Here is a 12,847-nt window from a genome sequence, read left to right as displayed (position 1 = left end):
CCTTGCGCCATGGAGATTCGCGTCACGCTGGCCGCCATGGGGCCCATCCCGGAGTCGCTCGTCGCGCTCGTGCCCACCACCGGGCACGTGATCAGCGACGAGACCCTCTACGGCCAGCGGATCAGCATGTTCACCGAGCACGACGATCCGCCGGCGCTGCGCTCCGCCCTCCGCGCCGTGGCGGGGCCGGTGGCCGTGGGGGTGGTGACGGGGCCCCTGGCCCGCGTCCCCGCCAGGCTGCTGCTGATGGACGTGGACTCCACGCTGACCACCACCGAGGCCATCGACCTGCTGGCCCACCACGCCGGGGTGGGGCCCCGGGTGGCCGAGATCACGGAGCGGGCGATGCGCGGCGAGCTGGACTTCGCGCAGTCCCTTGAGGAGCGCGTGGCCACCCTCAAGGACCTCCCCACCAGCATCTTCGCGGCCGTGGGCGAGGCGATGACCCTGTCCAACGGCGCGGCGGAGCTGATCGCCGCGGCGCACGGCTGCGGCGCCAAGGTGGGCGTGACCTCGGGCGGCTTCACCCAGCTGGTCGCCCCGCTGGCCGAGCGCCTCGGCCTGGACTTCTTCAACGCCAACACCCTCGAGACCGAGATGGTCGGCGGAGAGGAGCGGCTGACCGGGCGCGTCACGGGCCCCATCGTCGACCGCGACCAGAAGGCCCGGGACCTGCTCCGCTTCGCCCACGCCGAGGGCATCGAACCCGCGCTGACCGTCGCGGTGGGCGACGGCGCCAACGACCTCGGCATGTTCGACGCGGCCGGCCTCTCCATCGCCTACTGCGCCAAGCCCGTCACCGCGGCGCACGCCGACGTGGCCATCGGGTTCCCCCGGCTGGACGCCGTCGCCGCGTTCGCCTTCAAGAGCGCCCCGCTGGCCTGATCAGCTGTTCCAGCGCACGATGGCCGGCGAGTCCTTCTCCCAGCCGAGCACGCTGAGGGAGCCCGTCAGCAGCGGGAAACTGGCCGCCATCTCCACCGGCGCGCCCAGCCACAGCATCGACAACACCCGCAGGGCGTGCCCGTGGCCGAAGATCAGCACCCGGTCCGAGCCCCCGGTCCGCGCCCTGTCGATCACGCGGCTCAGCCGCTCCACCACGTGCTCCCTGGTCTCGCCCCGCGGGAACCCCTCCCGCGCGATGTCAGGGGCGCCGTGGGTCCAGATCCGCCACCCCGGCAGCAGCTCGGCGATCTGCACGCTCGTGAGCCCCTCGCCCGGCCCGTAGGACCACTCCACCAGGTCCGGGTCCACCGTCGGCTCGGGGAAGCCCGCGAGCTCGGCCGTCTCCAGCGCGCGACGGCGGGGGGAACTGAGCACCATGCCGAAGTCCTCCCCCGCGAGGCGCCCGCCCATCCGCTCGGCGTCGAGCCGCCCCTCGGGCAGGAGCGCCAGGTCCGTCACCGACGTGTGCCGACCGGCCTGGGACCATTCCGTCGCGCCGTGCCGCACCAGCCACAGCTGGGTTCGGGGGTTCGTCATGCTGCTCTCCTGTCGTCGCGGCCCCGCCTGGCCGTCGTCGGCCAATCTACGTTGCGACACCCCCCGACGGCCGGCAGAAGGCCAGGTGCAAGGATGAAGCCACGGTCGGCACACCCGGCCGCCCACCCCGGTCAGGTCGATGCACCTGACGGATTGCCCGCCGATCGGGACAACATCCGCGCGGCGGAAATGGCGTGCGTTCGCCGCTAAGGTGAGAGCGCACCGAAAATCTTCAAGGAGGACAGATGTCAGGTCGCATCCGAAACGAGGCGTTCAAGCAGAAGGTGATGTCGGCCCACGACGCCGCCGCCCTCGTCGAAAACGGATGGAATATCGGCTTCTCGGGATTCACCGGGTCCGGTTATCCCAAGGCTTTCCCGGAGGCCCTCGCGGCCATCATCGACGCCCGCCACGGCCACGACGAGACGTTCAGGATCGGCGTCTGGACCGGAGCCTCCACGGCCCCCGAGCTCGACGGCGCGCTGGCCCGCACCGGCGGCATCTCATACCGCGCGCCCTACCAGTCGGACCCCGACATGCGCAGCGCGATCAACTCGGGCGTCTCGTACTACCAGGACATCCACCTCTCCCACATGGGCCCGCAGGTGTCGCAGGGCTTCCTCGGCCACCTCAACCTGGCTGTCGTCGAGGCCACCGCCATCACCGCGGAGGGCGACATCATCCCGTCGTCGTCGGTGGGCATGAACCGCACCTACCTGGATCACGCGGACCACGTGATCATCGAGGTCAACTCGTGGCAGTCCGAGGAACTCTTCGGCATGCACGACATCTACTACCCCATCGGCGCGCTGCCGCCCAACCGGGTGCCGCTGCCCATCCAGAACGCCGGTGACCGCATCGGCGGCAAGGTGCTCAAGGTGGACGCGAGCAAGGTCATCGCGGTCATCGAGACCAACTCGGCGGACCGCAACACCCCGTTCAAGGCGCTCGACGACGACTCCCGCGCCATCGCCGGCTACTTCCTCGACTTCCTCGGTGCGGAGGTCAAGGCGGGCCGGCTCCCTGAGAACCTCCTTCCGCTGCAGTCGGGCGTGGGCAACATCGCCAACGCCGTGCTGGCCGGCCTCCTCCACGGCCCGTTCGAGAACCTCACCTCCTACACCGAGGTGATCCAGGACGGCATGGTGGACCTGCTGGACTCGGGGAAGCTGACCGTGGCCTCGGCCACCGCCTTCTCCCTCAGCCCGGTCGCCGCCGAGCGGATGAACGACAACGCGGCCGAGTACCGCAACAAGATCGTGCTCCGCCCCCAGGACGTGTCGAACCACCCCGAGGCCATCCGTCGCATGGGCGTCATCGCCTGCAACGGCATGATCGAGGCAGACATCTACGGCAACGTGAACTCCACCCACGTGATGGGCTCGCGCATGCAGAACGGCATCGGCGGCTCGGGCGACTTCACCCGCAACGGCTGGGTCTCCAGCTTCGTCACCCCGTCGACGGCCAAGGGCGGCGCCATCTCCTGCATCGTGCCGATGGTCAACCACGTGGACCACACCGAGCACGACGTGCAGGTGCTGATCACCGAGCAGGGTCTTGCCGACCTGCGCGGGCTGGCCCCCCGCCAGCGCGCGCTGAAGATCATCGAGAACTGCGCGCACCCGGACTTCAAGGAGCCCCTGCGCGAGTACGTCAAGCTGGCGGAGAAGAAGGCCAACGGGCATCACACCCCGCACGACCTCGCCACCGCGCTCGGCTGGCACGTGCGGTTCCTTGAGACCGGCACCATGGTCCCGTGACCTGAGCAGAGATCCTCTGGAGGGCCCCACCGTCTCGACGGTGGGGCCCTCGTCGTCGGCCACTAGGATCCCGGATATGGCCGTCCTGCTCTCCTCGTTCATCACTTTCCTGCTCGTGATGGATGCCCTGGGCAACGTGCCCCTGTTCCTCACCTCGCTGAAGAACACCAAGCCGGAGCGGCGCCAGTGGGTGATCCTCCGTGAGTGCCTGATCGCCCTGGCGGTGATGGTGGCGTTCCTGTTCCTCGGTCAGTCGATGTTGAGCGTGCTGCACATCGACGGGGCGGCGCTGCAGGCCGCCGGTGGCGTGATCCTGCTGCTCATCTCGATCCGCATGGTGTTCCCCACCCCCGAACGGAACCTGGCCGAACCCATGACCCACGATGAGCCGTTCATCGTGCCGCTGGCGGTGCCCTACATCGCCGGGCCGTCGCTGCTGGCGGTCATCGTGGTGCTCGTCAGCCAGGACGCCGACAACTGGCCGTGGTTCCTCGGGGGTCTGGTCCTGGCCTGGCTGGTCACGTCCGTGACGCTGTACTTCTCCGGGTTCCTGCAGCGGGTCGTCGGCACGCGTGCGCTCGTGGCGGTGGAGCGGCTGATGGGCATGATCCTGGTGATCATGGCCGTCCAGATGATGTTCGACGGCACCAGGGCGTTCTTCGTCGCCTGATAAGAATGTGTCCATGACGAGCAGCCCCGCCCCTGACCTCATCGCCCTGCGCCGCGAGCTGCACCAGATCCCCGAGGTGGGGCTGCAGCTGCCGCAGACGCAGGCCCGGGTCTTCGAGGCCCTCGAGGGGCTGCCGCTGGAGATCACCCTCGGGCGGAGCCTCACCAGCGTGGTGGGCGTGCTGCGAGGAGGGCTGCCCACCACCGGAAAGCGGCCGGTGGTGCTGCTCCGAGGCGACATGGATGCCCTCCCCGTCGAGGAGCTGACCGGGCTGGAGTACGCCTCCACCAACGGCGCGATGCACGCGTGCGGCCACGACCTGCACATGGCCATGCTCGTCGGCGCAGCGCATGCCCTGTGCGCGAGGCGCGACGAGCTGGCCGGGGACGTGATCTTCATGTTCCAGCCCGGCGAGGAGGGCGTCGACGGCGCCCGGTTCATGCTGGAGGAGGGGCTCCTGGATGTGGCGGGGTCGCGGCCGGACTGGGTCTACGCCATCCACGCGTGGGCGGCGCTGGACCCGCACGGCGTGTTCTCCACCAAGCCCGGCACGGTGATGGCCAGCTCGGACGTGGCCAAGGTGCGCGTGGTGGGCCGCGGCGGGCACGGCTCAACCCCGCAGCTGGCCGCGGACCCGGTCCCGGCCCTGGCGGAGATCACCACCGCGCTCAACACCATGGTGACAAGGCGGTTCGATGTGCAGAACCCCGTCGTGGTCACGGTGGGGCTGCTGCAGGCCGGCACCATCGCCAACGTCATTCCGGAGGAGGGGCGGCTCGAGGCGACGCTGCGCACCTTCGACACGGAGGTGCGCTCGAAGCTGATCTCGATCATCCCCGAGGTGGTGGCAGGCATCGCGTCGGCCCACGGGGTCCGCGGCGAGTTCGAGCTGCTGGAGCAGTACCCCGTCACGGTCAACGACGACGAGGAGGCCGACGTGGTGGCCGCCGCGGTGACGGACCTGTTCGGTGGGGAGCGTCACCTGCGGTGGAGGAACCCGCTGGCCGGCGCCGAGGACTTCTCCCGGCTCCTGCAGGAGGCGCCCGGGTGCTTCATCGGCCTGTCGGCCTGTCCCCCGGACCTCGATCCGCTCACCGCCCCGTTCAACCATTCCGCCTACGCGCGGTTCGACGACGCCGTCGTGGCCGACGGGGCCGCGCTGTTCACCGAGCTGACCCTCCGCAAGCTCGGTTCCTGACCTCCGCCCCCACGCCAGGCCCCCCGGCACCCCAGGCCCCCTGCCCCCCTGGCACGACACGCCGTCGCATCCGCACGTCGAGTACGCCCATGCCCCGGCCCACGGTTGCGACGGCGTTTCGTGCGCGCCCGGGGATGGGCCCGGTGGTGCGGGCATGATGGTCGGCATGCGTCCCATGCTCGCCACACCGTCGCCCACGCCGGGCGTGCCGCCCACGGGCGAGGCGTGGCTGCACGAGGTCAAGTGGGACGGGGTGCGGGCGCTGGGCGGGATCCGCGGCGGGCGCCTCGTGCTGACCAACCGCAAGGGCGGTGACGTCACGGTGGCGTATCCGGAGGTCGCGGCGGGCGCCGTCGGGCTCCCGGAGGGGGCCGTGTTCGACGGGGAGGTGGTGGCGCTGGGGCCCGAGGGCACGCCGTCGTTCCACGCGATCATGCCGCGCATGACCGTCCGCGACGCCCGCCGCGCCGCCCGGTGGGCGGCCGAGCGGCCCGTCACCTTCGTCGTGTTCGACCTCCTCGCCCTCGGCGGCACGGACCTCACCCGGCGCCCACTGACCGAGCGCCGCGCCGCGCTGGAGTCGATCGACCTGGACCGTCCGGCGTGGCGCCTCTCGGAGACCTACGACGACGGGGCCGAGCTGGCCCACTTCACGAGGGAGGCGGGGCTGGAGGGCGTGATGAGCAAGCGCCGCGCCTCGATCTACCGACCCGGGGTGCGCAGCGAGGACTGGATCAAGACCCCCCACCGCTCCGAGCTCGTGGTGGTCATCGGGGGCTGGCTCCCGGAGGCCGGCAACGAGCACGCGCTGGGCGCCCTGCTGGTGGGGCAGCCGAGCGACGAGGCCACGTTCGAGTCGCGGCCGGTGCTCTACCCCATGGGCAGGGTGGGCTCCGGGCTGGGACGGGCCGAGCGCGACACCCTGCTGGCCGTCCTCCGCGACACCGGGCGCTCCACGCCCCCCTTCGAGCCGGTGCCGGCGGATCCGGTGTCGCGGCGGGCGCGCTGGGTGGAGCCCATGCTGTGCGTGCAGGTGCGCTACCTGGAGGTCACCCCCGAGGGCGCCCTCCGGCAGCCGGTGCTGCGGGCGCTTCGCCCGGACGTGTCGCCCGTCGACGCCGCCAATGCCCCTCTGCTCCGCATCACCGCAGGCTGAGGAGCCGCGGAGCGGCCTCGAAGCCTCAGAAGCTCAAGCCGACATGGGAACTGTCGTCACATCACGGTAGCCGGGTCTCGGCGGGCCACCAGCACGATGTCGTCGTGGTGGTGCGCCCCGGCGCCCTGCGTCACGTGGCGCGCGCGCCGCTCGTGCACGACCACCGTCCACTCCTCGCCGAGACTCGCGGCCACGTCGTCGGGATAGGCGAGGGTGGCCGGGTCCACGTGCGAATGCTGCGGCTTGAAGTCGGCGTGGTGGACCACGAGCAGCGAGCCCCCGGGGGCAACGGCGGACACCAGCGCCTCGACGGCGGGCGAGCCCTTGGGCAGGGGCACGTAGAACGCCGAGACGAGGTCGAAGTCGTCGTGCGGGAGTGGCGCCTCGCCGAGGTTGCCCCGCACCCACTCGACGATGAGCCCGGTGGCCTCCACGGCGCGCTGACCACGCTCGATGGCCACCATCGACGGGTCTAGCGCCGTGACCTCCCAACCGTGCGCGGCCAGCCAGATCGCGTCCGCCCCCTCGCCGCAGCCGACGTCGAGCACCCTCCCCCGGCGGAGCTTCGGCACCTCGGCGACGAGGGCCGCGTTCGGCTCGCCGCTCCAGAGGCGGTCGGTGTCGCGGTAGGCCTGGTCCCAGTCGTGCTCGTGTGCCATGGACGGAAGTATCCCGCCGCCCGCCGTGGCCGGGCAACAGTCCGGAGCCCCCGGTAGGCTGGGCGGCGATGACCGAACCACAGCCCATCGCCACCCTCCCGCCCATCGAGGAGGTGCAGGGCGTCGTGCCGCGGAGCCCCAGGACGGGAGAGCCCCGCCGGCCCGCCGTCGTCCTGGTGGCCGCAGTGCTGCTCTACCTGGGCGCCGCGGCCCTGGCGGTCGCGTACGGCGTCCACTGGTGGCTGGCCGCGCATCCCGAGAGCTACCCCACGTCGGCCCGGCTGATCCAGTGGACCGCCCCGGAGCCCGGGAAGTGGCTGTCGCTCACGCTCGAGGGAGTTTTTTCGGCCTCGCTCGTCGTCGCGGCCGGGGCCTGCGGCGTCGTCGGCTTCCAGGGCTGGAACGGCTGGCGCTGGGCGCGATGGGGCGGGCTTGTGGCCCTGGGGCTCGCGGGGGGATTCGCCACCGTCCTCAACGACTGGGCGTTCATCGGCGTCGGCCTGGCGGTGCCCGCCGTCGTACTCCTGTTCCTTCCGCCGGCCACCCGCTACTTCGCGCAGTGGGACCAGGTGCGCGCGGAGCGTCCGGTGCTTTACCGCAGGCCGGAGTCCATCCACTACGGCAGGCTGCCCCGCTTCCGCTGACGGAAGTAGGCTCTACCGACATGGCCCGCAACCCCTTCCTCGACAGTGCCCTCCGGGTGGTCCGCGATGTCGCGGTCCGCGCGCTGGACAGGGCGACGCAGACCCCGAAGCGACGACGCGCCCGTACGCCACAGGGCCCGCAGCCGTCGGCGCCGACGTTCACGGCGGGCGCTGACTACCCCGGCGACTACACCGGCCGCCCGGACATCGTCTACACCCCCCACCCGGACGGCCGACCCGATCCGGGCGAGGTGGTCTGGACCTGGGTGCCCTACGAGGACGACCACACCCAGGGCAAGGACCGGCCCGTCCTGCTGGTCGGTCACGACGGCCCCTGGCTGCTCGGCCTCCAGGTCACCTCGCAGGATCACGATCGCGATGCCGCGCAGGAGGCCTCCGTCGGGCGCTACTGGACCGACATCGGGACAGGCGAGTGGGACAACCAGCGCCGCCCGAGCGAGGTCCGCGTCAACCGCCTGATCAGGATCCACCCGGACACGGTCCGACGCGTGGGCGCCGTCCTGGACGAGCGGATCTTCGACGCAGTGGCCCGCGAGGTGCTCCGCCACTACTAGTGGCCTGCGTCAACCCTTCCGCCCGCGGTGAACATCGCCCACCCGATTCGAGTCTCAGCTGCCCGCCCTGATTGAATGGTGGACCAGCAGGAACGAGAGGCGCTCATGATCACCGTGACGGACCTGACCAAGGTCTATCTCCAGGGGAAGCGCGAGGTGCGCGCCCTGGACGGGGTCACCCTCACCGTGCCCGCCGGATCCATCCACGGCATCATCGGGCACTCGGGCGCCGGCAAGTCCACGCTGGTGCGCTGCCTCACCCTCCTGGACCGGCCCACGTCGGGCACCGTCGCGATCAACGGCGTGGACCTGACTGCCGCCCGGGCCGACGCGCTGCGCACCGCTCGCCGCCGGATCGGGCTCGTCTTCCAGCAGGCCAACCTCTTCGACTCGCGCACCATCGCCGACAACGTCGGCTACCCCCTCGAGCTGATCGGCATGAAGAAGGCGGAGCGCGACGCGAAGGTGGCCGAGCTGCTCCGCGTCGTGGGCCTGCCGGACTCCGGCCCGGCCTACCCGGCGCAACTCTCCGGCGGCATGCGGCAGCGCGTCGGCATCGCGCGGGCCCTGGCCACCGAGCCGGACGTGCTGCTGTTCGACGAGCCCACCTCGGCGCTGGACCCCAGGACCACCGACGAGATCCTCGACCTCATCCTCAGCCTCAAGGGCCGCGACGGCCTGGCCGTGCTCGTGATCACACACGAAATGCACGTGGTGAAGAAGATCTGCGACTCGGTCTCGCTGCTCGACGGTGGCCGGATCGTCGAGTCCGGCCCGCTGGTCGAGGTGGTCAACAGCCTCGACAGCCGGCTGGCCGAGGCCCTGCTCGGCATCCCTCCCCACGCGCCCCTCGACGCCGTCGGCGGCACCTACGTCGACGTGCTCTCCTCGGGGGACCGCGCCGCCATGCCGGTGGTGGCGCACACCTCGCACCTGGTGGACGCCGAACTCAACATCGTGGCCGGCAGCGTCGAGCACCTTGCCGGCACCACGTTCTCCCACCTGCGGATCTCGGTGCCCCCGGGCACGGATCCGCAGCGCGTGATCGACATCCTCCGCGAGCAGGGCGCCGACGCGAAGCTCACCACCGTCAACGGACCGCAGGGAGACGAGCTGTGATCCCCCTCGAGACCTGGTTCAACAACCCCGCCCTGCAGAAGGCGCTCCTCCCCGCCATCTGGGAGACGCTCATCATGATGGGCATCTCCAGCCTGGCCACGGTCGTCGTCGGCCTGCCGCTCGGCGTCGTGCTGTACGTCACCCAGAAGGGGGCGCTGGGCGAGAACCGGGCGCTCAACTTCGTGCTGTCCAGCATCGTGGTCAACATCACCCGCTCCATCCCCTACGCCATCCTGATGCTGGCACTGATCCCGTTCACGCGCTGGATCGTCGGCACCTCGCTGGGGCCCATCGCCGCGTCGGTGTCTCTGGCCATCGCGGCCATCCCCTTCTTCGCGCGCCTCGTGGAGACGGCGCTGCGCGAGGTGCACCCCGGCAAGCTCGACGCGGCTCACGCCATGGGCTCGTCGAAGATGCAGTCGGTGACGAAGGTCCTCATCCCGGAGGCGCTGCCGGGGCTGGTGGCGGGCATCACCACCACTGTGGTGACCATCATCGGCTACTCGGCGATGGCCGGCCTGGTGGGCGGCGGCGGCTTGGGGCGCCTCGCCTACAACTACGGATTCCAGCGCTTCTCCCCGGACGTCATGGTCATCACGGTGGTCCTCATCGTGATCCTCGTGCAGGGCGTCCAGTTCCTCGGCGACCGGATCAGCCGCGCCGTCGACCACCGTTAAGACCTCCCCCAGGGGAACCAGCATCTCGCTGGACACAAGGAAACCGGTCAACTTGTTGTTGGCCCCGAGCAGTAAGGACACCTCCTGATGCCAAAGATTCTCACCGCCATCGCCGCCTCCCTCGCGGCCGCCATGGCGCTCACCGCCTGCGGCGGCGACGCCACCCCGTCGACGTCGGCCTCTGACTCCTCCGCACCCGCAGGCGAGGTGACGACCCTCGTCGTCGGCGCCAGCCCGGTGCCGCACGCCAAGATCCTCGAGTTCGTCCGCGACAACCTCGCTGAGGACGCCGGCCTCGAGATCGAGATCCGCGAGTTCGACGACTACGTGCTCCCCAACGAGGCGCTCGCCTCCGAGGAGCTGGACGCCAACTACTTCCAGCACCTGCCGTACCTGGAGAGCCAGATCGCGGACAAGGGCTACGAGTTCACCGCTGGCGAGGGCGTGCACATCGAGCCGCTGAAGCTCTTCTCGGACAAGCACGATTCGGTCGACGCCATCCCCGACGGCGCGAAGATCGCGATCACCAACGACGTGTCCAACCAGTACCGCGGCCTGAAGCTGCTGGAGAAGGCCGGGCTGCTCACCGACGTGGCGGAGGACGCCACGGTGCTGACGCTCACCGAGGCCGAGAACCCGAAGGGGCTCCAGTTCGAGGAGACCCAGCCGGAGGTGGTCGTGCAGCAGCTGTCCGATCCCGCCGTCGACGCGGCCGTCATCAACGCCAACTTCATCCTCACCGCCGGGCTCGACCCGAACGAGGCCATCGAGTCGGAAGAGGTTGAGGGCAACCCGTACGCCAACATGCTCGTGTGGCGCACCGGTGACGACAACCCCGGCATCCAGAAGCTCGAGGAGCTCCTGCACTCCGCCGAGGTGGCCGACTTCATCACCGAGACCTGGCCGTCCGGTGACGTGATCCCGGGCAACGCCTGACCCTGCACCACGGGGGGCCGTCGAGCGCTGCTCGGCGGCCCCCCCTTTTTGTGTCGCGGCGGGGCGAACGGCGGCGGGAAGGCTGCTGACTACGCCGTCGGTGCCCCGACACCGCGCGCCGTCGCTCCACCGTCGGTCCCCGGGGTTACCGTGGGAGATGACATCGGAGTCAATTGGGGGTTCACCATGCGCAAGTTCTTCATAGCCCTTCTGGCCGTCGCACTCGGCCTGGGGCTCGGCATCGCGGGCACGCCGACGGCGCGGGCCGAGGTCAACGTCTACACCACGCCGGGCGAGCACACCGTCAACGGGCGTCAATGGCGCACGTGGTGTGAGCCGTACTCCCAGACGGCACGCTGCACCACCCAGATCCTCAGCGGCGGCGCGTGGGTGTTCAACAACCTCACCTACCTGCCCTCCCCGCGCGATCTGTGGGCGGGCAACCCGCTTGCCACACCAGGGGACCACGTGATCGCCGGCCGCAACTGGCGCGTCGCCTGCGACACGCCCGAGGTGGGCCGCAACGGCTGCCGCGACTACATCTGGAGCGGCGGGAAGTACGTCTTCAACAGCCTGATCCTGTTCGGCGACATCTGGCCCAATCTGGCGGACCTCTACTGGTACCGCCCGCCGACGGATCCGCCGGCGATCAGCAACTACAGCATGAGCAAGGGGCCCAACACCACGAACCGGGTGCTGCTGACGTTCGACGACTGCCCGAAGTCCCTCGACGCGTTCAAGGCCACCGTGACCGGCGCACGCCAGGCCGGGGTCGCGCTGGCGCTGTTCCCCACCGGCAACTGCCTCAAGTCCGGGAAGTTCGATCTCGCGATCGCCCGCGCCAACGGCCACACGGTGTTCAACCACTCCGTCACCCACCCGGACCTCACCAAGTTGAGCTACTCGGGTGTGCTGACGGAGCTGGGCTCGCCGGGCGTGGTGACCACCTACGGGCGCCCGCCGTACGGCGCCTGGAACACCACCGTGAAGAACGCCTACGACGCCAAGGGCATGCGGATCTGGACGTGGAACCTCGACACGAAGGACTTCGAGGGGAAGACCACCGCGCAGGTGGTGAACTACGTCGTGGCCAACGCGAAGGCCGGCAACTCCGTCCTCATGCACATGCAGTGGAACGGGTTCACCGCCTCGGCGATCAGCCAGATGAAGTCCGGCCTCGCGGCCAAGGGCATCGAGGTGTGCCGGAACCAGGGCGTCACAACCCTGCAGAAGCCGGCCTCGATCATCTGCTGACCGTCCTTCCGCGGCGAACCCACCGTTCACCCGGCCGTTAGGCTGGCCGGGTGAACAGTTCGCGCGCAGTCCTCTTCGACCTCGACGGCACCCTGGCCGACACGGTGCCGCTCATCGCCCAGCACATCAGCGACACCCTCAACGCCCACGGCATCGCCTGCACCCCGCGCGACGTGTACCCGCTGATCGGCCGGCCGATCGTCGACGCGATGCACGAGCTGCACGAGTTCGCGTCCGACGGCGCCCGCATGGAGGCGGTCATCGTCGAGTACCGCGCGGCCCTGCACGAGGCCGTCAACGCCGCCGGAACGGATCTCGTGCTGCCCGGCGTGAGGGCGATGCTGCGCGGGCTGCGCGAGGCCGGGTTCGCCGTCGGGGTGGTCACGGCCAAGGGCGGCCCGCAGGCCGAGCACCTCCTGACCATCACCGAGCTGCGGCATCTGGTCGACGCTGTGGTGAGCACCGACGACGTGGTCCGCGGCAAGCCCGCCCCCGATTCGGCGCTCCTCGGGCTGGAGCGGCTCGGCGCCGTCGCCGCGGAGACCTGGTACGTCGGCGACGCGATGTCGGACATGGAGATGGCGCTGGCCGCCGGCATGCGCGCCATGGGGATCACCACCGGCGCGGCCACCCGCGAGGAGCTGGCCGACGCGGGAGCGGAGGTCGTCGTGGACACGGCGGCCGAGGTGGGGGCCCTCATCCTGGGTTAGTGTCGCG

At 70.5% G+C, this 12,847-nt stretch carries 14 protein-coding genes; 12 read left to right on the top strand and 2 right to left on the bottom strand.

Annotated elements, in window-relative coordinates; all coding sequences use genetic code 11:
• Window positions 1–9: 9 nt before the first annotated feature.
• On the top strand, window positions 10–885 hold the full coding sequence (serB, locus tag ACZK5D_RS00265) for a phosphoserine phosphatase SerB (protein ID WP_458994860.1): 876 nt from the start codon (window positions 10–12) through the stop codon (window positions 883–885).
• Here serB and ACZK5D_RS00260 read toward each other — a convergent pair whose 3' ends face one another.
• The gene (locus ACZK5D_RS00260; protein ID WP_458994861.1) at window positions 886–1,482 is read right to left on the bottom strand and encodes a histidine phosphatase family protein; all 597 of its coding nucleotides are present in this window, start codon (window positions 1,480–1,482) and stop codon (window positions 886–888) included.
• Window positions 1,483–1,727: 245 nt separating this feature from the next.
• Here ACZK5D_RS00260 and scpC point away from each other — a divergent pair, with 245 nt between their 5' ends.
• From scpC to ACZK5D_RS00240, 4 genes are all read left to right on the top strand, one after another.
• Window positions 1,728–3,242: a succinyl-CoA:acetate CoA-transferase ScpC gene (scpC, locus tag ACZK5D_RS00255; protein WP_463663872.1), complete on the top strand. Its 1,515-nt coding sequence runs from the start codon at window positions 1,728–1,730 to the stop codon at window positions 3,240–3,242.
• Between the two features lie 76 nt (window positions 3,243–3,318).
• Window positions 3,319–3,912 (top strand): MarC family protein, encoded by a 594-nt coding sequence (locus ACZK5D_RS00250; protein ID WP_463663871.1) that lies wholly within the window; start codon window positions 3,319–3,321, stop codon window positions 3,910–3,912.
• A gap of 13 nt (window positions 3,913–3,925) precedes the next feature.
• Entirely contained in the window at window positions 3,926–5,110 is a 1,185-nt protein-coding gene (locus ACZK5D_RS00245; protein ID WP_463663870.1) for a M20 metallopeptidase family protein, read from the top strand.
• A gap of 166 nt (window positions 5,111–5,276) precedes the next feature.
• Window positions 5,277–6,266 (top strand): ATP-dependent DNA ligase, encoded by a 990-nt coding sequence (locus ACZK5D_RS00240; protein WP_463663869.1) that lies wholly within the window; start codon window positions 5,277–5,279, stop codon window positions 6,264–6,266.
• 56 nt (window positions 6,267–6,322) lie between these two features.
• Here ACZK5D_RS00240 and ACZK5D_RS00235 read toward each other — a convergent pair whose 3' ends face one another.
• The gene (locus ACZK5D_RS00235; RefSeq protein WP_458994866.1) at window positions 6,323–6,925 is read right to left on the bottom strand and encodes a class I SAM-dependent methyltransferase; all 603 of its coding nucleotides are present in this window, start codon (window positions 6,923–6,925) and stop codon (window positions 6,323–6,325) included.
• Window positions 6,926–6,993: 68 nt separating this feature from the next.
• On the opposite strand from ACZK5D_RS00235, the gene ACZK5D_RS00230 reads away from it, so the two are divergent.
• From ACZK5D_RS00230 to ACZK5D_RS00200, 7 genes are all read left to right on the top strand, one after another.
• The gene (locus ACZK5D_RS00230; RefSeq protein WP_463663868.1) at window positions 6,994–7,569 is read left to right on the top strand and encodes a hypothetical protein; all 576 of its coding nucleotides are present in this window, start codon (window positions 6,994–6,996) and stop codon (window positions 7,567–7,569) included.
• 20 nt (window positions 7,570–7,589) lie between these two features.
• A complete protein-coding gene (locus ACZK5D_RS00225) occupies window positions 7,590–8,144 on the top strand; it encodes a type II toxin-antitoxin system PemK/MazF family toxin (protein WP_463663867.1) in 555 nt (184 codons plus the stop codon).
• Window positions 8,145–8,219: 75 nt separating this feature from the next.
• Complete coding sequence (locus ACZK5D_RS00220; protein WP_463663866.1) at window positions 8,220–9,263, top strand: methionine ABC transporter ATP-binding protein; 1,044 nt, start codon at window positions 8,220–8,222, stop codon at window positions 9,261–9,263.
• Window positions 9,260–9,940, top strand: coding sequence for a methionine ABC transporter permease (locus tag ACZK5D_RS00215; protein ID WP_458994870.1), 681 nt, complete (start codon window positions 9,260–9,262; stop codon window positions 9,938–9,940). Before ACZK5D_RS00220 ends, ACZK5D_RS00215 begins: the two co-directional genes overlap by 4 nt.
• Before the next feature lie 87 nt (window positions 9,941–10,027).
• On the top strand, window positions 10,028–10,876 hold the full coding sequence (locus ACZK5D_RS00210) for a MetQ/NlpA family ABC transporter substrate-binding protein (protein WP_458994871.1): 849 nt from the start codon (window positions 10,028–10,030) through the stop codon (window positions 10,874–10,876).
• A 186-nt stretch (window positions 10,877–11,062) separates the two neighbouring features.
• A complete protein-coding gene (locus ACZK5D_RS00205; protein WP_463663865.1) occupies window positions 11,063–12,130 on the top strand; it encodes a polysaccharide deacetylase family protein in 1,068 nt (355 codons plus the stop codon).
• 50 nt (window positions 12,131–12,180) lie between these two features.
• Complete coding sequence (locus tag ACZK5D_RS00200) at window positions 12,181–12,840, top strand: HAD family hydrolase (protein ID WP_458994873.1); 660 nt, start codon at window positions 12,181–12,183, stop codon at window positions 12,838–12,840.
• Window positions 12,841–12,847 lie beyond the last annotated feature (7 nt).

The sequence above is a fragment of the Tessaracoccus yangjingae genome (assembly GCF_055326235.1).
This window is presented reverse-complemented; position numbering and strand designations above follow the sequence as displayed.

Excerpts from the sequence above, each read along its gene's own strand:
- serB (WP_458994860.1), top strand. The coding sequence starts at position 10 with ATGGAGATTCGCGTCACGCTGGCCGCCATGGGGCCCATCCCGGAGTCG.
- ACZK5D_RS00260 (WP_458994861.1), bottom strand. The coding sequence starts at position 1,482 with ATGACGAACCCCCGAACCCAGCTGTGGCTGGTGCGGCACGGCGCGACG.
- scpC (WP_463663872.1), top strand. The coding sequence starts at position 1,728 with ATGTCAGGTCGCATCCGAAACGAGGCGTTCAAGCAGAAGGTGATGTCG.
- ACZK5D_RS00250 (WP_463663871.1), top strand. The coding sequence starts at position 3,319 with ATGGCCGTCCTGCTCTCCTCGTTCATCACTTTCCTGCTCGTGATGGAT.
- ACZK5D_RS00245 (WP_463663870.1), top strand. The coding sequence starts at position 3,926 with ATGACGAGCAGCCCCGCCCCTGACCTCATCGCCCTGCGCCGCGAGCTG.
- ACZK5D_RS00240 (WP_463663869.1), top strand. The coding sequence starts at position 5,277 with ATGCGTCCCATGCTCGCCACACCGTCGCCCACGCCGGGCGTGCCGCCC.
- ACZK5D_RS00235 (WP_458994866.1), bottom strand. The coding sequence starts at position 6,925 with ATGGCACACGAGCACGACTGGGACCAGGCCTACCGCGACACCGACCGC.
- ACZK5D_RS00230 (WP_463663868.1), top strand. The coding sequence starts at position 6,994 with ATGACCGAACCACAGCCCATCGCCACCCTCCCGCCCATCGAGGAGGTG.
- ACZK5D_RS00225 (WP_463663867.1), top strand. The coding sequence starts at position 7,590 with ATGGCCCGCAACCCCTTCCTCGACAGTGCCCTCCGGGTGGTCCGCGAT.
- ACZK5D_RS00220 (WP_463663866.1), top strand. The coding sequence starts at position 8,220 with ATGGTGGACCAGCAGGAACGAGAGGCGCTCATGATCACCGTGACGGAC.
- ACZK5D_RS00210 (WP_458994871.1), top strand. The coding sequence starts at position 10,028 with ATGCCAAAGATTCTCACCGCCATCGCCGCCTCCCTCGCGGCCGCCATG.
- ACZK5D_RS00205 (WP_463663865.1), top strand. The coding sequence starts at position 11,063 with ATGCGCAAGTTCTTCATAGCCCTTCTGGCCGTCGCACTCGGCCTGGGG.